Source organism: Paenibacillus lautus, assembly GCF_050482385.1.
GTDB classification, from domain to species: domain Bacteria; phylum Bacillota; class Bacilli; order Paenibacillales; family Paenibacillaceae; genus Paenibacillus_AQ; species Paenibacillus_AQ lautus_B.
In genome coordinates this window covers 35422-52882 of record NZ_JBCNHV010000009.1, presented here as the reverse complement: position 1 = coordinate 52882, position 17461 = coordinate 35422, and the positions used below count along the sequence as shown (strand labels likewise).

Annotated in this window: 18 protein-coding genes; 4 read left to right on the top strand and 14 right to left on the bottom strand. The window is 45.8% G+C overall.

Going from position 1 to position 17461, the window contains the following annotated elements:
- Window positions 1-35 precede the first annotated feature (35 nt).
- The 5 genes from ABEW73_RS10560 to ABEW73_RS10540 all read right to left on the bottom strand — a co-directional run bounded on the left by ABEW73_RS10560 (window position 36) and on the right by ABEW73_RS10540 (window position 5384).
- Window positions 36-1193, bottom strand: coding sequence for an efflux RND transporter periplasmic adaptor subunit (locus tag ABEW73_RS10560; RefSeq protein ID WP_430167379.1), 1158 nt, complete (start codon window positions 1191-1193; stop codon window positions 36-38).
- 36 nt (window positions 1194-1229) lie between these two features.
- Window positions 1230-2090: a carbohydrate ABC transporter permease gene (locus ABEW73_RS10555; protein WP_430167377.1), complete on the bottom strand. Its 861-nt coding sequence runs from the start codon at window positions 2088-2090 to the stop codon at window positions 1230-1232.
- Window positions 2091-2125: 35 nt separating this feature from the next.
- The gene (locus tag ABEW73_RS10550; protein WP_430167375.1) at window positions 2126-2992 is read right to left on the bottom strand and encodes a carbohydrate ABC transporter permease; all 867 of its coding nucleotides are present in this window, start codon (window positions 2990-2992) and stop codon (window positions 2126-2128) included.
- Between the two features lie 488 nt (window positions 2993-3480).
- Window positions 3481-3825, bottom strand: a complete 345-nt coding sequence (locus ABEW73_RS10545; protein WP_430167373.1) for a hypothetical protein — start codon at window positions 3823-3825, stop codon at window positions 3481-3483.
- Between the two features lie 194 nt (window positions 3826-4019).
- Window positions 4020-5384: a PLP-dependent aminotransferase family protein gene (locus ABEW73_RS10540; protein ID WP_430167371.1), complete on the bottom strand. Its 1365-nt coding sequence runs from the start codon at window positions 5382-5384 to the stop codon at window positions 4020-4022.
- A gap of 190 nt (window positions 5385-5574) precedes the next feature.
- On the opposite strand from ABEW73_RS10540, the gene blaOXA reads away from it, so the two are divergent.
- A complete protein-coding gene (gene blaOXA / locus ABEW73_RS10535; RefSeq protein WP_430167554.1) occupies window positions 5575-6375 on the top strand; it encodes a class D beta-lactamase in 801 nt (266 codons plus the stop codon).
- A gap of 516 nt (window positions 6376-6891) precedes the next feature.
- Here blaOXA and ABEW73_RS10530 read toward each other — a convergent pair.
- The 3 genes from ABEW73_RS10530 to ABEW73_RS10520 are packed head-to-tail and all read right to left on the bottom strand — an operon-like array spanning window position 6892 to window position 9503.
- Window positions 6892-7677 (bottom strand): ABC transporter permease subunit, encoded by a 786-nt coding sequence (locus tag ABEW73_RS10530; protein WP_430167369.1) that lies wholly within the window; start codon window positions 7675-7677, stop codon window positions 6892-6894.
- Entirely contained in the window at window positions 7670-8572 is a 903-nt protein-coding gene (locus tag ABEW73_RS10525; RefSeq protein ID WP_430167367.1) for an ABC transporter ATP-binding protein, read from the bottom strand. Before ABEW73_RS10525 ends, ABEW73_RS10530 begins: the two co-directional genes overlap by 8 nt.
- Before the next feature lie 4 nt (window positions 8573-8576).
- Window positions 8577-9503, bottom strand: a complete 927-nt coding sequence (locus ABEW73_RS10520; RefSeq protein WP_430167365.1) for an ABC transporter ATP-binding protein — start codon at window positions 9501-9503, stop codon at window positions 8577-8579.
- A 416-nt stretch (window positions 9504-9919) separates the two neighbouring features.
- Between ABEW73_RS10520 and ABEW73_RS10515 the strand changes: the two genes are divergently transcribed.
- Complete coding sequence (locus tag ABEW73_RS10515; protein WP_430167363.1) at window positions 9920-10564, top strand: TetR/AcrR family transcriptional regulator; 645 nt, start codon at window positions 9920-9922, stop codon at window positions 10562-10564.
- 12 nt (window positions 10565-10576) lie between these two features.
- On the top strand, window positions 10577-11767 hold the full coding sequence (locus tag ABEW73_RS10510) for a YhgE/Pip domain-containing protein (protein ID WP_430167360.1): 1191 nt from the start codon (window positions 10577-10579) through the stop codon (window positions 11765-11767).
- A 224-nt stretch (window positions 11768-11991) separates the two neighbouring features.
- Here ABEW73_RS10510 and ABEW73_RS10505 read toward each other — a convergent pair whose 3' ends face one another.
- From ABEW73_RS10505 to ABEW73_RS10480, 6 genes are all read right to left on the bottom strand, one after another.
- The gene (locus ABEW73_RS10505; protein WP_430167357.1) at window positions 11992-12513 is read right to left on the bottom strand and encodes a redoxin domain-containing protein; all 522 of its coding nucleotides are present in this window, start codon (window positions 12511-12513) and stop codon (window positions 11992-11994) included.
- Between the two features lie 82 nt (window positions 12514-12595).
- Entirely contained in the window at window positions 12596-13342 is a 747-nt protein-coding gene (locus ABEW73_RS10500) for an ABC transporter ATP-binding protein (RefSeq protein ID WP_430167355.1), read from the bottom strand.
- Complete coding sequence (locus ABEW73_RS10495) at window positions 13335-14156, bottom strand: ABC transporter permease (RefSeq protein ID WP_430167352.1); 822 nt, start codon at window positions 14154-14156, stop codon at window positions 13335-13337. The genes ABEW73_RS10500 and ABEW73_RS10495 overlap by 8 nt, the downstream gene beginning before the upstream one ends.
- On the bottom strand, window positions 14153-14737 hold the full coding sequence (locus tag ABEW73_RS10490) for a nitrous oxide reductase accessory protein NosL (protein WP_430167351.1): 585 nt from the start codon (window positions 14735-14737) through the stop codon (window positions 14153-14155). The genes ABEW73_RS10495 and ABEW73_RS10490 overlap by 4 nt, the downstream gene beginning before the upstream one ends.
- On the bottom strand, window positions 14734-15918 hold the full coding sequence (locus ABEW73_RS10485; RefSeq protein WP_430167350.1) for a right-handed parallel beta-helix repeat-containing protein: 1185 nt from the start codon (window positions 15916-15918) through the stop codon (window positions 14734-14736). Before ABEW73_RS10485 ends, ABEW73_RS10490 begins: the two co-directional genes overlap by 4 nt.
- Window positions 15919-16058: 140 nt before the next feature.
- Window positions 16059-16430 (bottom strand): hypothetical protein, encoded by a 372-nt coding sequence (locus ABEW73_RS10480; RefSeq protein WP_430167348.1) that lies wholly within the window; start codon window positions 16428-16430, stop codon window positions 16059-16061.
- Between the two features lie 295 nt (window positions 16431-16725).
- On the opposite strand from ABEW73_RS10480, the gene ABEW73_RS10475 reads away from it, so the two are divergent.
- A complete protein-coding gene (locus ABEW73_RS10475) occupies window positions 16726-17355 on the top strand; it encodes an SCO family protein (protein WP_430167347.1) in 630 nt (209 codons plus the stop codon).
- The last annotated feature ends 106 nt before the right edge of the window (window positions 17356-17461 follow it).

The window sequence follows — 17461 nt, the reverse complement described above, 5'->3', positions numbered from 1 at the left end:
AATTCCTCCTGATCTTTTCTTATTGAAACGCCATACTATTCCAATCGAATACGGTTTCCATCTTGCAGAGGCTCACTGCTTTTCAGAATGATCTTATCCTCTTCATAGATGCGATCGGATTGGATCATCGTTTCTTTGTCATTCTTTTCACCGAATTCAATGTTCACTTTACGGGCAACAAATACATTACCGAGTGCACCTGGCTGCTCTTCAACCACAAAAACATACTTCCCTTCCCGGTCCTGATGAACAGCGCCGCTTGAAACAAGCAGCCCTTTTTCGAGTGAGCTTTTCTCGATTTTGATTCGAGCCTGCTCACCTCCCTTCAGTTTGGCATCTATGATCTTAATGCGAATGATCTTTTGAGGGACGGTTGCAGTCACCGCTCCTTCATCCGATCCCCCCTCTATAAGCGGCTCCGCATTGGTTATTTCTTCAATGATGCCGTCCATGATGCTGGCTTGCTGCTCTTTACCCGTATCTACCTCAACCTCGATCCGCTCTCCGATGGATACCCCTATGCTGGACAAGCGCTTGGCATCCGCACCCACTTCAAACCGGTACCCTTGACTGCTGTTTGAGACAATCACATCCGGCTCGCCCGCAGATGCCAGTCCTTCTACTGCATTCAGCTTGGTTACAATCCCGTCGAACGGAGCCGTCAGTACCTGATCTTTTGACAGGCGTTCTCTCATCTGGTTGATCTTGCGTTCCTGCGCAACCATATCAAGTTTACCTTTTTCAATTTCACGTTTTGCGCTGCGCAGCTTAAGTTCATCTTCATCGATGGACGACTGAATAAACTGGTCCTGAAGATTCTGATGCTCGATTCTCTGCTTTTCCAGATTCGTTACTTCAACTTCTATTTCTTGTCTTGCCGATTGACTATCATAGTTGATGAGCTTCTGCCCCTTCTTAACACGTTCCCCTTCTTTCACGAGAATCTGCTGAACCTTCCAGTCCGTTGAACTGGATAGTTTAGCATCAGCAATCGACTGAATGATTCCGCTTCCTTCAATTGCTAACTCGATGCCTCCCATTTTCGGCTGTTCTGTAGTCACCTTCGGCAAGGTGAGTGATTGCAATGTGTTACTGAACAATGTGAAGAACAGCAGCAATCCCATAAAACCCATGAACACGATTTGAATGATTCGCTTTCGTCTATGGTCAGCAACCCCTTTTCCTAACTCCATATCCTTTTTTCTCCTCCTAAAAACCGCCCTGAAAAGTTAACCCTTAACTCCTGACAATTGAATGCCCTCAATAAAATACGACTCCGCGTACAGAAATAACATCACCATCGGGGCCATATAGAGGAAGGATGCAGCAAAGGCAATCCCCCGCTCGCTATCATGGATACTGGATAAAAAAACGGACAGCGGCTGCTTGAATGGGTCGTCCAGAAAAACAAGCGGTTGTTCCACCATGTTCCAATAATCAACGAATAGCAAAATCACGAGAGCGGCCAGTCCTGGCTTAATCATCGGAACGATCATTGTCATAAATATCCGCAAGTGTCCGGCGCCATCCATTTTGGCAGCTTCAATGTAGGCATAGGGAATGTCCAGCATGAACTGTCTGAGCATAAACACGCCAAATGCTGCGAAAATGCCGGGATAGATGATGGCACCTGTAGTATTCAGCATGCCAAGCCTATCGACCATAATATAGTTGGGAACCAGCGTTACTTGGAATGGCATGAGCATCGTCATGACGTATACAAGAAACATAGGATCCCGGCCGCGGAATTTCAGCTTGGAGAATGCATAGGCAGCTAGGGCTGCTACGAGGGTCTGGCCCGCAATGATTGGCACCACCATGAACACGGAATTCCAAAACATGGTCAAATATTTCGGATTGTCGATGAACACCTTCCCATATTGTGCAAAAGACACCTTATCCGGAATCAGTTTCAGGTTTGCAAAGGAGCCGTCTCTACCTGGAGTCGCTTCATTCATTTTCCCGATGATGCCATAATTGATCTCAATTTCCAGTTCTGTCATCAATGAATTTGTGAATGTAATCACAATAGGTGATATTAAGATCACAGCAATAACGCCCATAAGAAACGTTAAAGCACTTTTTTTCATTATGTAGACTACTCGCACAGACTTCGCTCCACCTCCTATTCCATGTACTGTCGATGCCGTCGTTCAATCGCAAACAGCACCAGGACGATCAGCATAATACAGACAAACATCAAGGATGCCGCTGCGGTCAGCTTCTGAATGTCGAGTGATGCAAACATATTGTTCATATAGTGCTGCATCATGTAAATGCTGTCATGAGGATAATCGCCTGCGATCAGATACGTTTCCCGGAACACTTTGAATGAATTGATAATGGACATAATGACAACAAAAAACATGGTGGAAGTCAGATAGACCAGCGTCACGCTTCGGAATTGTCGTAAACGACCAGCCCCTTCAATCCGGGCCGTTTCGTAGTAATCCTTCGGAATTTGCTGCAGCCCCGCCAGGAATAAAATGACGTTGTAACCGATGTTCTTCCATAAATACACAATGATTACGACCCCGCGAGCCGATTCCGTCTTCATCCAGTCCACCCGTTCATATCCGAAGCTGTTCAGCCAGGCGTTCAGGGAGCCGTTCCAATCAAACAGCAGCTGCCAGATCATGATGATGGAGGCGACGGGCACAACAAGCGGCATGACATAAGCTGTTCGAAGCCATTTTTGAATATATATATTTTTATTCAATAGCATCGCTAATCCCAGGGACAGCATGACCATAAGCGGAACACTGACCGCGCTGAAGTAAAACGTGTTGGAGGCCGCCTTGCGGAAGGAACCACTTCCAAGCAGCTCCAGGTAATTATCGAGCCCCACAAAATGACCGTCCACCGATTGGCTCATAAAGGAATAGTACACGCCCATGACAAATGGAATAAGATAAAAGAGTGCAAATCCGATACCGCTTGGCACGAGAAACATCATGGCCGCCGAAGCATCTTTACGGAGCCATTTTTTCATGATTGACCGATCCATCCTTTCTCAGTTAAGTTCAGACCTCCATCCTGGCCTGTTACGCTTCCCAATGCATTAAGAATAGATAAGATTGCTTAAGAAAAAAGTGGGAAAATATTAAAAATACCTAAAATATTGTAGTGATATAGCGCATTTCGTTAAAAACAAAAGTGGGAAAACAAAAAGCACCCAAAAGTATCGGGTGCTTTTTTTCGTATATTCCAACTTATTCTGATGATCCTGCCCGTTAGTTGAACATCAAGCTAAAAGTCGATCCAAGGCTTGGCTGAACAATTGCTGAAACACATGGTGGTGTGTATCTACGAAACCCGGCATGACCATATGCCGGAACCGTCGATAACTTCCATATCTTCAGTCGACTCGATGTTTCGGGCGATTGGTTTAATGATTTTGTTTTCGATCAGAATGTCTCCACCAACGCTTACTGCTCCCCAGAAACCTCTGGAGGAACCGCGAGTCTCTTGGAGAAGACTCTACATAGCCCTTAGTAACAATATGAGCAGAGACACATACACAAGCACGAGAATGAATAACGCGACCCATTTAGCATGCTGTTTCCGGTAGAAGGCAAGGATGGCTTCAATCAGCGTGACTGCGGTCAAGCTCCATAGTACGGCCTCGGTAATCGGAAACAGAAGAACGAACCATAGAAGCGAAGCAGCAGCAGCCTGGATAACCACACTTCCAATCAACAGCCCCAACAAAGGGAGCAGCTTTGCTTTGGTTGGTTTACGGGTCCAGTAAGCCCATACCAGATAACCTCCAATCAGTGCATAAACACCCAACCGCTCGAACCATAAAAAATCTACTGGCGGCACCTCGCTTTCCTTGTCCAACAATAAAATGACAGCACAACGCCTGTTGTATTGTAGAGTATACTTCGATAGCCAAGCTGCAGGAACGTTTGTTTTTCGACTCTGTACCCGTACAGATGGTTGTCCGGATGGCCAAGCAGTATTCCGAGATCTCTGCCCTGAATCCACAACGATGACGATCCAGCTTACCCGTCCTGTTAAATAAATTTGACTTGGGGCGTTGTGTTGGTGAGTTCTTTCATCACGCGAGCTATGGTTTGGACACCCGACTCGATATACGTCTCCTCCACCTGCGATACGCTCAAGCGAATGACCGAATCTTGTACAAAATCGGGCAAATACATTTTTCGGGCGTCATCTACATGTACGTTTTCCTGCTTCAAATGCTCGATGAACGTCTTGGCTTTTAACGGATTCGGCAATCGGATCGTCGAATAGAATCCCGAAAGCGAACCCGAATATGCGGCGCTTGGCGGCAGCAGTTCCTGATAGGCTTTTTGCAGTAAAGCTGCTTTCCTGTTGTAGATCGATCTCATACGCTGAATATGAGCCTTGAACATGCCGCTCTTCAAATAGATTTCCAGTGCCCCTTGCGTCAGAACCGGCGTATGCAAATCCGAAGCGAACTTCGCACTTAAGAACGAATCTCGTATGAAGTCCGGAATGACCGCAAGCCCCAATCTTAAACCGGGCAGCATCACTTTGGAGAAACTCTTGATATAGATGACCCTTCCTGACGGATCGTAAGCGAACATCGGATCCTGCTGCATGTCGGGGTCCAGGTCGCCCAGATAATCGTCTTCGATGATATAAACGTCGTATTTTTGCGCCAGCTCCACGATTTTCCGTCGCTCCTTGTTCGAGTAGCTGTAGCCGGTCGGATTATGATATCGGGTCACGGTGTAGAAAAATTTAATGTCATTCCATTTGAACAGATGCTCCAGCCGTTCCATGTCGAGTCCATTCGCTGTAATCTCAATTCCGTATGCCGTGGCCTGCTGATATTTGATCGATTCGATCATACTCATATGCGTAGGCTGTTCGACGCAGATGTTCTTTTTGTTATTGGGGAACGGGAGTGAAATCAATAGATGAATAGCTTGCTGGGATCCGGATACAACGCAGATTCGTTCGGGTACGGTAAACACTTGCAGTTCCCGCAGATGACGGGCCAGCTCCACTCGCAGTGAAGGCAGCCCCTGGATCTCGGAGTACGTGAACATCTCCTCCTTATACACTTCGATGGCTTGATTGATGCAGTGCTGGTAATCCCTGTAAGGCATGGCTTTCTTGTCGGGACCAGCCGATAGAAAATCAATGACTCCCGTGTTAGCCGAGCCTGAATGGCCGGAGGGAACCTGCTCCACGACATAATAACCGCTCTTCGAGACGGAATAGATTTTATGTTTCTTCTCTAATTCGGAATACGCTTTGATGATGGTATTGACACTGCAATCGAGCCGCTTGGCCAGAGACCGTATGGACGGCAGCTTTTTGCCCGGTTTTAACTCTCCGGTGTCCATTAGCATTTCAATATGCTGCATGACCTCTGCATAGATCATAAGTGTCCCCCTCTTCTCTTCTTTAATCTGTACAGGCACAATCCGTAGATAACAAGATTTACTTGCCGTACCTGTATCCATAGACTAATAGTATCAAAATGCATTTGATGCTGGGGAATGATTCTGTTCGATGGCCATTGAAACCCTTCCCGAAAAATGGATGTGCAGGAGTGATGCAGACGTGTTACAGATGAAAAAGTTAAAACGTTTATCCCATTTGATGATTGTATTCGTTACGCTTATTGGTTTGTTTGCCTATTCGCCGAGTGCTGTTGCCAAGCCTGGTGTCCGCTCGCTTGAATTGCAGCACATATTTCACGACACTCAAGGGACACTCGTCCTCAAGAACTTGAAGACCGATCAAGTCTATCAATTCAATCCAGGGAGAAGCAACCAGCGGTTTACGCCGGAATCGAGCTTCAAAGTGGCCAATGCCCTCATTGGACTGGAAGTAAAGGCGGTTGCCGACGAATATGATGTGAAGAGATGGGACGGTATCGTGAGGGATTTTCCGGTCTGGAACCGGGATCATTCGCTCGCTTCGGCTATGAGGGATTCAGCCATCTGGTATTATCAAGCCATGGCTCGCGATATCGGCCAAGTTCCGATGCAGCACTACCTGAATCGAATCCAATATGGAAACCGTGACATATCGGGAGGAATCGATACATTCTGGCTGGACAGCAGCTTGAAGATTTCTGCCATAGAACAGGTGGATTTTATCGAGCGGCTGGTTGAGGAGGATTTGCCATTTCAGAAGAAAACGATGAAGACGGTCAAACGGATCATGATTGATGACGAACAAGACGAGTATACGATTCATGGAAAAACAGGCTCAAGACTCTCCGATATGGGGCTTGGCTGGTATGTGGGTTATGTCGAGACGGATAAAAACACGTGGGTTTTCGCAACCAATGTGGCCGGGAGCGGTGCAACCGCCAAACAATTGACGCTGGAGACGTTGAAAACAATGAAGATTCTGAAGGATTAAGGAAAAAAAAGACAAACGGTTTTGAGCGCAACGGTAACTGCTTTGGCAGAACTGTATTTGGAGGGGGCGCTACGCCCCTTCAGCGCTCACCTATGTTCAATATTAATATAAGAACGCCTACCCGAGGGTAGGCGTCACTTGACTTTTCACACTTGTGAGCTCAATCTCTTGTGTACATGTTCTGATCTTGCAATCCACCATTTTCTGTAACGCCTCATCCCTGAGTATTCCATCGTTTTTGTTTCCCGGGTTATGAGGGATTCGTAGGCGTAGCCTTTGAGATAGAGCAGATGAAGCAAATACCCCCCATTTCCGTATGTTTTGTTCTGAAGGGCTGTCCGGTGACAAGCGGCCAAATTTCGTTAATCAAACGGAGTTCCGTGGAACCAACCGGCATGCTAATGTAACAATACTGGCTAACACAATCGAGTATCTTCTCCACTCGGTCGAATGTTTACATAGCAAAAAACAAAGAAGCCGCATTTGCAGCGGCCTCTAATTCAGTATAATGTTTTCTTACAGCGGCAAATCCTTTTCCTTGAACACACGCATTCCGTACAGATACAGCACAATCCCGATAAGAGCCAACATAGCGAACGGAACCGCAACATTCCCGCCGTCTATAATCGCGGATGTATCGAATAGCGAATTCATAGATAGGTATTTCAAACCCTCCAGGCTGCTATCAACATCCCCCATCAATTTCAGGAGGAAAAAAGCCATCGGGAGGCCTGCCCCCCAAGCCAGTGAGTTCTTGGAGAGGTTAAATACGCAGGAGAAAAAGAACGAAATCCCGCTGGTTGCAAACATGAGCAGAAACAAGCCCAGGTTTAGCATCAGATAATTTGTCGTATCTACTTGTATGTCAGCCTGAAATACCGAGATGGAAACCAGACCTGCCAGCGTCACGATGAGAATCATCAGGATCAGGGACAGGATCAGGTAAGCAGCTTGAGTCAAGACAACGGTACTTCTCTTGGTCGGCGTCGACAGCAAGTATGCCATGGAACCTCGGTCCACCTGCGAAGCGATGAGACTGTTAGCGGTCATAATGATGAACACAATCGGCAGAAGCACCCCTTGTATGCCATAGAAGGTTTTGGAAAGCATGCCAAGGAATGTAGCTTCTCCAAGCAGATTTGCAAGCGGGGTGTCCTTCACCATGTTCGACATATCCGATAAAGTGCCTGGATTAAATACGGCAATCAGTACGATATGAAGTGCGGTCATGATGAGTGTGAAGATAAACCATAACTTAAAGTTGGCCTTAAGCGTTTGTTTGAAGATCGGTTTGCTAAGCACGGACGCTTTCCTCCTCATATAAGCCATTAAAATAATCCGCAAGCGTAAACTTCTTCTCGGATATAAATTTCACGGAATAACCTCTCAATGTACGAAATAACATTTGGATGTCACGATCATGGATTTCGATAAGCACTTGATTCTGATTCTCCCGTTTCTCCGTGATCTGAAAGGGTTCTGACAAGAAGCGCTTGTAATCCGCCTGCTGAAGGAACTCCAATTTATAGACTTTGTTCTCATTGTGTTTGACCTCGACCGTCGGCTTGACGGCAATCAGCTTTCCTTCCTTAATTAAGGCGACTTTGTCACACGTATGCTCGACTTCCTCGAACATGTGACTCGACATGAATATGGTTTTGCCCCTCTTCTTCTCTTCCTTCAAAATATCTACGAATTCCGCTCGCATGAGCGGATCCAAGCCCGTTGTCGGCTCATCCAAAATCAATATGTCCGGGTCGGCCATGAAAGCGGCGACAATCGCTGTCTTTTGTTTCATCCCCTTGGACATTCTTTTCAAATTGGCTGACGGATCAAGCTGCAGTTTTTTGATCATACGCTCTGCGTACGACATATCTTGCAATCCTAACAGCTCTGCTTGCCGCTTCAAAAACTCACTTCCCGTCGGGGCATCAGGAAACGCAATTTCACCAGGAATATAACCGATCAGCTTTTTGATTTCGGCGGAATCATTCCAGCAGTCCAGCCCCTGGACATTCACGGAACCGCTATCCGGTTTCAAGAATCCCATGATATGGCGGATGGTTGTTGTTTTGCCGGCTCCATTCGTTCCGACGAATCCAAACACCTCGCCTTTTTCAATCTTCAGGTTGAGGTTAAACAAGCCTTTCCCGTCGCCAAAGTCTTTTGTTAGATTGTTTATTTCAATGTATGGCATACGTTTACTCCCCCTCCTTAAGGCTTGTGTTGCGATCATAAAACTTCATGAAATAATCCTCCAAGGTGAACTTAATCTCCGAGAAGAACTTCATGTCATAATCAGCAATGAATGAAATAAAGCGATTGATATCCGCATCCCGAATTCGCAATGTCGTCTGCAACTTGGAAGGTGTCAACGAAAGCACTTCAAGCTCGGGTTGAGCCTTCACTTCAAGTTCAAAACGCCGGAATGCAACTTCGGATTTGAACTCGATTTCATAGGTTTTGGTTTCTTGATGTCGCAAATCATCGGCCACAAACGAAGAGATTAACCGGCCTTCCTTAATGATGGAAATCTTGTCACAGGTCGCATCAATCTCGGAAAAAATATGGCTCGATATCAATATCGTTTTCCCTTTTGCCTTCTGCTCCTTAATGAACTCGATGAATAAAGCCTGCATCATGGGATCCAATCCGCTTGTAGGCTCGTCAAGCACAAGCACGGCCGGGTCATGCATGAACGCCGTGACAATGGCCAGTTTTCGCTTCATGCCAAGCGACATCCGCTTCAGGCTCCCGGAAGGGTCGAGCGCAAATTTTTTCACCAAAGATTGCGTGTATGTCATATCGCTAATCCCGCGTAATTCCGCCATCATTTTGATGAATTGCGTCCCGGTAAGCGACTCAGGCAGCGCGATTTCTCCCGGTAAATAGCCCAGTTCCTTCTGAATATCTGCTGCATGGTCCCAGCTCCTGCGTCCATTGACTAAGGTGTGTCCCTGCTGCGGGCGGGAAAATCCCATAATATGACGGATGGTTGTGGTTTTTCCAGCTCCATTGGGACCTAGAAATCCGTATACATCCCCTTTCTCAACGTTAAAAGAAACATCGAATATGCCTCGATGATGACCATAATCCTTAGTCAGATGCTCAATTTCGATGACAGGCATGATAAACTCCACCTTTCTGCTCATCTTTTAAATAAACAACGTGTTGTTTTTCTATATGAGTTCATTATAATAACTTAAACAAACTTCAACAATGATCAGAATTATCTGATATGCTGGATAACCAACACCTTTTGCTGTTATGTACATTATTTCATAATGTTGTTCATTGATCTGAATCATTGAATCTTATAAGTAGAGGTGGGTCCCTTTCCCTATTCGATGCCAAAACGAGTCTAATCATCATTTGGTTACAGTATACATGATAAGGTGTTCTGCATGATAGATAAAAGTGAGTGAGTACTCACTTTTTTGTTGACAATCGACAACTGCAGTGTTAAAACCATATTAGCAAAGTGAGTGATTACTTACTTTTTGCTGAAGTTATCATCGACATATTGAAAGTGGTGAACCGAATTTTGACCAATCACAACCTGTTTAACGAAATCCTGTCCATACACTCCGCCAAGCGAACCGTGAAGCAGCAACGGATTGTCGAGGCAGCCATTTCATTGTTTGCTGATAAAGGCTATTCCAATACCTCAACGGCTGAAATCGCTAAGGTCGCCGAGGTATCCGAGGCAAGTATCTTTAAGCAATACGGAACAAAGGACCATTTGCTGTTGTCCCTTATCGTTCCGTACATTAAGGAATTTTTCCCATCCATGGCGAACGAGGCGCTGGATCAGATTATAAGCAACGGGGATTCGACATTCGAAGGATTCTTGCGGACCTTGCTTCATAATCGCATCGAATTCATCCGGGGAAACAAGGAAATCTTTCAGGTACTCATCAAGGAGGTCATATACAAGGAGGAATTGAAGCACGAATTCCTGCCTTATGTATCCGAAATGATTGTACCGCGCTTGACGAAATTGATTGAAGCCTTCCAAGAAAGGGGTGAACTCGCCGATATCCCGGTCGACAAAATATTGAAACTGGTTTTTGGCTTCATTGGCGGGTTTATCATTTCGCGTTTTGTATTGTTTAATATGGATTCCATCCCTGACGAGGAAATTGAAGAGGCAATCACTTTCGTCATGGATGGCATTCGAAATCGATAGGAGTGAATATTGATGAAAGTCTTGAATAACAAACTTGTATGGGTAGCGCCCATCCTTGCATTCGTTGTTATTTTTATTTTCTCGCTTACATTATTTCCGTCTGTTCAAGTCAAGCCTAAAAATCTGCCGGTGGCCATTGTCAACGAGGATCAAGGAGTTGAGCTTCCCAATCAACCGAAGCTGAATATTGGGCAAACGTTCGTGGACACGATCCAGCAGACCGCTTCGTCCGCATCTGGAGAGGAACCGGCTGTCAAGTGGGTCGAAGTCGACCATATGGAAGCATTACAAGCCGGCTTGGATAACCAGGATTATTACGCTGCGCTGGTCATACCTGGGGATTTCAGTGCGAAGCAAGTTTCCTTAAGCAGTCCGGCGCCGGAATCGCCTGAAATTGAAATTTTCATCAATCAAGGCATGAATACGGCAGCTTCCACCATGGCAGGACAAATCCTGAACGGAATTGTGGATAACATGAATAACCAAGTCCGCACGCAGATCCTTGAAGGATTCGATGCCCAGGGTGCAACACTATCCGTGAAGCAGGCTTCCAGCCTGGTAAATCCGATTACCAAGAAGGTAACGAATGTTAATGAAATCGGGACCAACAGCGCCAACGGCAATTCCCCGGTTTCGCTGTTCCAGCCGCTGTGGATGGCTAGTATGGCAAGCGCGGCGGTCCTCTTTTTAGCTGTCAGCAAGAGCAAGATAACGTCCCGCACAGAGAACCTGGCAGCCAAATCTATCCAGATTGCCATGGGAGCCGTTGTGGCGTTAGTCGTGGGATTTGGTATAACTTGGCTCGCTGACAGCATGATCGGACTGCATATCCCGCAGTTTACGGATACAGCACTGTTCTTATCGATTACCTTCTTCAGCTTTTTCCTGATGATTTCCGCCGTGATGTCCCTTGTGGGCATCAGAGGGATTGCCATCTTTGCCTTAATTCTGTTCTTTGGTGCACCACTGCTTGCTTTAGCTCCGGAGATGATGTCTCCTTTCTACCGGGACTGGGTACAGCCATGGCTGCCGATGCGTTTTATGGTGGATGGTCTTCGAGATCTGTTCTTCTTCGGCAACGGGCTGCACTGGAATCATGCCGTATCCACGCTTACCTGGATCGGTCTTGGGAGTGCTATCGTCATCCTGGCTTGCGCATGGAAGCCGGGAGCAGCTGAACAACCATATAAACTTGAAGGGTAGTATAAAAAGGCATGCGACTGGGACTCGCATGCCTTTTGGTTACGCCTACTAGCGATTTTTGGAGTTGGATATTCTCATCATCTGGTTTGCTCATGACTAGCATTGCAATTTTCTGAGGGCAAACGAAAACATAGATTGGATTGCTTCAGTAGTTAAATATGTATCTAATCGTAAATCTATACATGTGAGAAGCTCTGCTGGATAATTTACAGGTTTTTATTACTCTACTCCTGTTTAATCCGCTCCATTAAATTCAAAATATCCTCTATTTCGGTCAGTTCCCCCTCGTGTCTATCAATAATAGTACCATCCTCATCGATCAGCAATGTAAGCGGCATGCCGACCACTTGATATGCTTGTTTAATATTGAGTGCGCTGTCCAAAACGATTGGAAATTCGAGTTCATACCGTTCAACAAATTTTTGAACGGCTCCTGTTTTCTCACCTACGTTAATTGCAAGCATGTCAACTCCTGCAATCTTATATGCCTCGTTCAGTAGCGGCAACTCATTAACACAAGGATTACACCAAGATGCCCAGAAATTGATGAAGACACCTTTACCTTTATGATCCGTTAATCGTACCTGTTTCCCCTCAAGATCCATTGTGGAAAACGGCGGTGCGATATCCCCCACACCGGCATGACTTCGGGGAGCATCTTGGAATCGGATGACTGCATACACTCCCCCCAGTAGGATAACAACCAATAACATATAATGAATGATTCTGCGTATTAAAATATTCAATATATACTCCTCGCTCACAGTGTAGTCAAACTTCTTGATCTTTTATCTCTCGAGAGCCATAGAAAAAGAATTGTCACAACGATCATTTATCTTCGTGTCTGGAGAATCCTCCTGCGATCCCGAACAACTCTCTGAATACTTCCTGCATGCCCTCGGTTTCGTTTGTTAGGTGGATGTCATCCCTCTTTCTGTCTAGAACCACGTTCCCATCACGTAAAAAAACGATACGATCCGCCAATGCTTCCGCAATTTCCAATTGATGCGTTGAAAAGAGAAGCGTTTGCCCATTAAATACTGCTTGACGCACAAGCGTTACGAAGGTGTTCATCCAGTAAGGGTCCAGACCATTGGTTGGTTCATCCATTATTACCAGCGGTGGTTCTGCTAACAGTGCTTGTGCAAACAACACCCGCTGCCTCATGCCCTTGGAGAAGGAAGCTACGGGCTTACTACCTGTATCCGATAAGCCGACCATCGAGAGCACCTCTTTGGCACGAGTTTTCCCAAGACCGCGAAGCCTTGCCCAAAACAACATAGTCTCCATTGCTGTTAATCCTGGACTAAATCGGTAATCATCCGGCATATATCCGATTTGACGAGCATAATTTTGTCTGTTTTCCTGCCAATCGTGACCATTTACGGAGATGGATCCCCTCGTCGGACGCAGAATACCAGCCACCATACGAAGCAACGTGCTTTTTCCTGCACCGTTCCCCCCGCACAAAGCAACGGCCTCCCCGCGTCTGATATACAGCTGTATATCCTCAATGACCGTCTTTCCCTTAAACGATTTATGAACCCCATCGAACCGAACCAGATGATTATCCACGACTTCTTCCCCTTTCCCATAATCCAAAAGAGATGGCCAACATGGTGCCGATCCAGACCAACATGACGCCAATAAACACCGGGGTTCCCCAAGTGGAACGAATCCATACCATCCAATTGTAATACTCCGGACCGAGCGTCGAGCCTCCACCTAACTTGACGACGGTAAACAGACGCGTCAATTCTGCAGGATTAAGAAATGTCAATGTAGTTACAGCCGGTTTGATCCAGGGATACGGCATCATCCCGAGCAATGCAATGAGAATAGATGGCCATGCAATGATGGCAAAGAACCAGACACCTACCGCGATCGTAAGTGCTTGCCAACGATTGCGGGCGAGTGTACCGATCAGCATGGCTAATCCGAGGAAAAACAAGGATAAACCTAGCGAAAAGACCAGAAGCTGCTTATAAGTCAAAAAATCAAAACCACTCCCCGAAAGCCAACCGGCTGCTCCCGATAATCCAAATCCGAAGGCAACAATGGATAACAGGACGATGGAAAGCCCGATATACTTGCCAGCCAGAAATGACCAGGTGCCCAGTGGGTAAGTTGAGAGAAGCTCCCAGTTGCCCTCTTCCTTCTCGCCTGTTAAGGAAAAAGAACCCAACATTAGCGACATTAGGGGAAGCAAATATAGCGCCAGGTTTAACATGGTACCGCTAGTGCCGGAATATCCGCTTACATAACCTTGCGAGTTAATGATCAATAAACTTACCATAAACATGGCGAAAAGGGCCATGAATGAATAGGCCCATGGATTTCGAAATCCGATTTTCATCTCTCTTACGGCGACATAACCCATTTCACTCACGAGCCGTGTCCTCCAGTTGCGGGTTGCCCATCGGGGCTGTGGTCAGTCATGTCATCACCATGCTCCTGATCTGGTGCATGATCATGATCGTGACCGTGCTCCCCTCCCATATCCATCATATCCCGATTGACCTCCCACGAGTGATTGGCGAGATCTTCCGCTGTCATGAGTTTACCTTTGCCTTGTTCTTCAATATAAGCTGTGGCATCTGCTTCTTGTTCAAACGACACGATTCCATAAGCCATTGGTGTTTGATATGAAGGATCGTAGGCATAGTATGCTTTTTCATAACGGAGCCATTGTTTGCTGTTGAAATCTCGGACGAATTCAGCGCCGATCGTATCAGTTCCGTTCTCTTTCTTCCACGTGTTTAAACAGCCGATATCATCGAATTTGAGTGATTGACCGTCCTTCGTTATGATTTGAGTCGCGTATTGGTCGTCTTTGACGGCCATCTTGCAGATGACACATACATCTGTATTTTCGTTGATAGCCTGCGGCTCATACTTATCACCTCCGCAAGCAGATAGTACCAGCAACATAGCTGCCATAATTAAGGTTAGTTGAATCCCTTTTCTCATGTATTTCGTCTCCTCATCGATAAGATTAATATGGCCGTGCATCCTAGCAATATGAACCCCATAAGTCCGGTCTGTATTAAACCTCCCTGATCTCCGCCTTGATAATCGTTACCGGGCGGAACCATTAGAGGGGCCTTATCCGTTGTCCAGCGATCTCGATCTGTTTGATAGAGTCCTTCCAGGAATACCATGCCCGGTGATTGAAAAAACAATTGGAATGCGGGTCGCTTTTTTGTGAGTCCCTGGAAAAATGGATTCATTCCATAGGTTATATCGCTGATCCCGTCCCCATCCGCATCAATGCCCCGAAAATTGTCCCAATAATTCTCTCTAATCCGATTTTCCTCACTGCCTCGTGCCTGTGCGTCCGACACATTCCCGATAAATTGGTTGCCTTCGATGGAATTAGCACTTGACTCCAGCAGCTGCATACCGACAAAATTGTAACTCACTCGGTTGTTCTTCAAGAAGTTTCCGGTCGATAGTTCCACATACAGGCCTACCCGATTGCCATCAACCGTATTGTCTGTCACGGTCGTCTCGTGCGTGTCATATAGCAGAATTCCTTGCGAGTTTACGTTCTGACTTTGCTTCGTGAACACATTCCCGATAACAGATACTTGTCGAGCCGTCATCACCATGGCCCCGGTCACGTTCAGATTGCCTTTGTTCCGCTCGATGATGGTCCGATTTGTGTACATGCAGTGAACCCCATAACGAGAGTGTTCGATCACATTACCTGAGACGAGGATATCATCGCTGCTTTCCATATAAATGCCGTCATGTACATCACGAATCGTATTGCCGGTTATTTTCCAACGATGCCCATTGAATACATCCACGCCATTGCCTTTGTCGGCCATTTGCACGCCATCTGCCATCCAATCGATCGTATTATTCGTCAAGGAACCTTCGTTTGCGTCACGCACTGAAATTCCATCTCCACCTGTCTGGATATGCAACCTGTCCATGACAGCGCGATGACCCTTGACGAGCACAGTCGGCGTTTCCTTGACCATTACATCGGTGATACGGAGTCCGGCGATCGTTGTATTGTCAGCTTCGATCGTGATGGCCGGTAGGTGACTCATATTTCTCAGTTCTATTGTGCCGCCTTCTTCCGGCCGTATCGTCAACTGCTTGTTAATGGTAATCGGGCCTTCGTAATTGCCGGATTTCAATATAACCGTATCTCCTGGCTTGGCTTGGTCCAATAAAGCTTGCAAATTAAGCCATTTGTCTTCTGCACTTACTGGACTGCTATGCAATAACGCCAAAAAAAGCCATAGTGAAAAAAGGGGTATCATGCTTCTTCTGACTGTCATTGCACCTCTACCTGTTTCTTCTTAGTAATATGGATATCGTCCTCATACAAGTGTATAAAAACCGTCTGGTTCCCCTTTTCTGAAAAAGCAAACGAACCGCTAAATACACCATCCCCTTCATTCTCAGCTTCAATGAGTATCGGTTTATCCCCAATCCGGAAATCAAAGGTAGCCTGTGCCTTGTCAGATACGTTCATTCCAGTGAACAAAGCCCGTAAATCGACCTGGCTTCCCACTATAACGGTTTCAGGTTTCGTAGACAGCTCTACTTCTACAGCTTCCAAATTGACGGATTCCTCGCCTGAACATGCCGTAATGATACCCAAAAGGATAACCACTGCCATAAATGAAACTAATTTGTGCTTCATGCAATCACCACCCTCCAACCCGGTTGTCAGTCTTTCACATTTTAGCAATTCAGATGTTTCAGTCCTATAACTCTATGGAGCCATTTCAAAGGTTGAAAATCGACAGATTTGTGACTTGCAAAAGAAAACGAGTCAAAAAAAGTAATATACCCTATGATTCGCACAAGATCTAGAAAGCGAAAGATGATGCTATTAAATCGGATGCATGACATAGCTCATTAGAGTCATAGAAACCATCCTTGATATTCGTTACAATAAAAACCGCAATTTACCAATATAGCAAAGGAGAAAAAGTATGATCCCTGTTCGCACAGCTTCAAAGCGTTTGTATATGGTTTTAGCTCTAATCATGATCACCATTGCCATCAGTTATTGGTTGTGTGTATCCTTTTTCAAACCTGCTCTGCCAGTTAAAATGGATTCTCCTGCGTTCTCTTTATCTGATATACATGGAGAAACTGTAACTGAATCGCAATTTGACGGAAAAATACGATTAACGTCATTTATTTTCACCCGATGTCCGGATATTTGCCCTGTTACAACCGCTAATATGGTTGCACTCCAAACCGAGCTTCAGAAACAAGGACAGTTTGGCAATGAAGTCGAGTTCGTTTCCATTACATTTGATCCTGAGAACGATACACCTGAGGTGTTGCAACAATATGCGGAGCGGATGGGAATTGATCAGAGCGGATGGACATTGCTGCGAGGAGATGAAAACAAAGTAAAGGATTTGGCTTCTCAATATAATCTATCGATTGTCCGCCTCGACGATGGCTTGTTTGCGCATTCCATCACCTCGTTACTGCTAATCGATGGTAAGCAGCGTGTGCGCCGGATCTACCGGATGGGTGAAGATATGGAGAACGAACAGATTATGACTGATATAAAGACATTATTAAAAGAACAGCAGCATGACTCCTAAATCTTGTTACTGTTCCTATTTCTCATTTTTTCGATTTCGTCCCCACGAGGACACTGGTTTCTTGACCACTCTCCCCTGCTATACTAACCACGTTAAATGCATATCT

Bases quoted from the DNA above. Each gene is read 5' to 3' on its own strand.
- ABEW73_RS10490 (WP_430167351.1), bottom strand. From the start codon at position 14,737: ATGAGAAAAGGGATTCAACTAACCTTAATTATGGCAGCTATGTTGCTG.
- ABEW73_RS10550 (WP_430167375.1), bottom strand. From the start codon at position 2,992: ATGAAAAAATGGCTCCGTAAAGATGCTTCGGCGGCCATGATGTTTCTC.
- blaOXA (WP_430167554.1), top strand. From the start codon at position 5,575: ATGAAAAAGTTAAAACGTTTATCCCATTTGATGATTGTATTCGTTACG.
- ABEW73_RS10510 (WP_430167360.1), top strand. From the start codon at position 10,577: ATGAAAGTCTTGAATAACAAACTTGTATGGGTAGCGCCCATCCTTGCA.
- ABEW73_RS10520 (WP_430167365.1), bottom strand. From the start codon at position 9,503: ATGCCTGTCATCGAAATTGAGCATCTGACTAAGGATTATGGTCATCAT.
- ABEW73_RS10555 (WP_430167377.1), bottom strand. From the start codon at position 2,090: ATGAAAAAAAGTGCTTTAACGTTTCTTATGGGCGTTATTGCTGTGATC.
- ABEW73_RS10560 (WP_430167379.1), bottom strand. From the start codon at position 1,193: ATGGAGTTAGGAAAAGGGGTTGCTGACCATAGACGAAAGCGAATCATT.
- ABEW73_RS10525 (WP_430167367.1), bottom strand. From the start codon at position 8,572: ATGCCATACATTGAAATAAACAATCTAACAAAAGACTTTGGCGACGGG.
- ABEW73_RS10475 (WP_430167347.1), top strand. From the start codon at position 16,726: ATGATCCCTGTTCGCACAGCTTCAAAGCGTTTGTATATGGTTTTAGCT.
- ABEW73_RS10540 (WP_430167371.1), bottom strand. From the start codon at position 5,384: ATGATCTATGCAGAGGTCATGCAGCATATTGAAATGCTAATGGACACC.
- ABEW73_RS10480 (WP_430167348.1), bottom strand. From the start codon at position 16,430: ATGAAGCACAAATTAGTTTCATTTATGGCAGTGGTTATCCTTTTGGGT.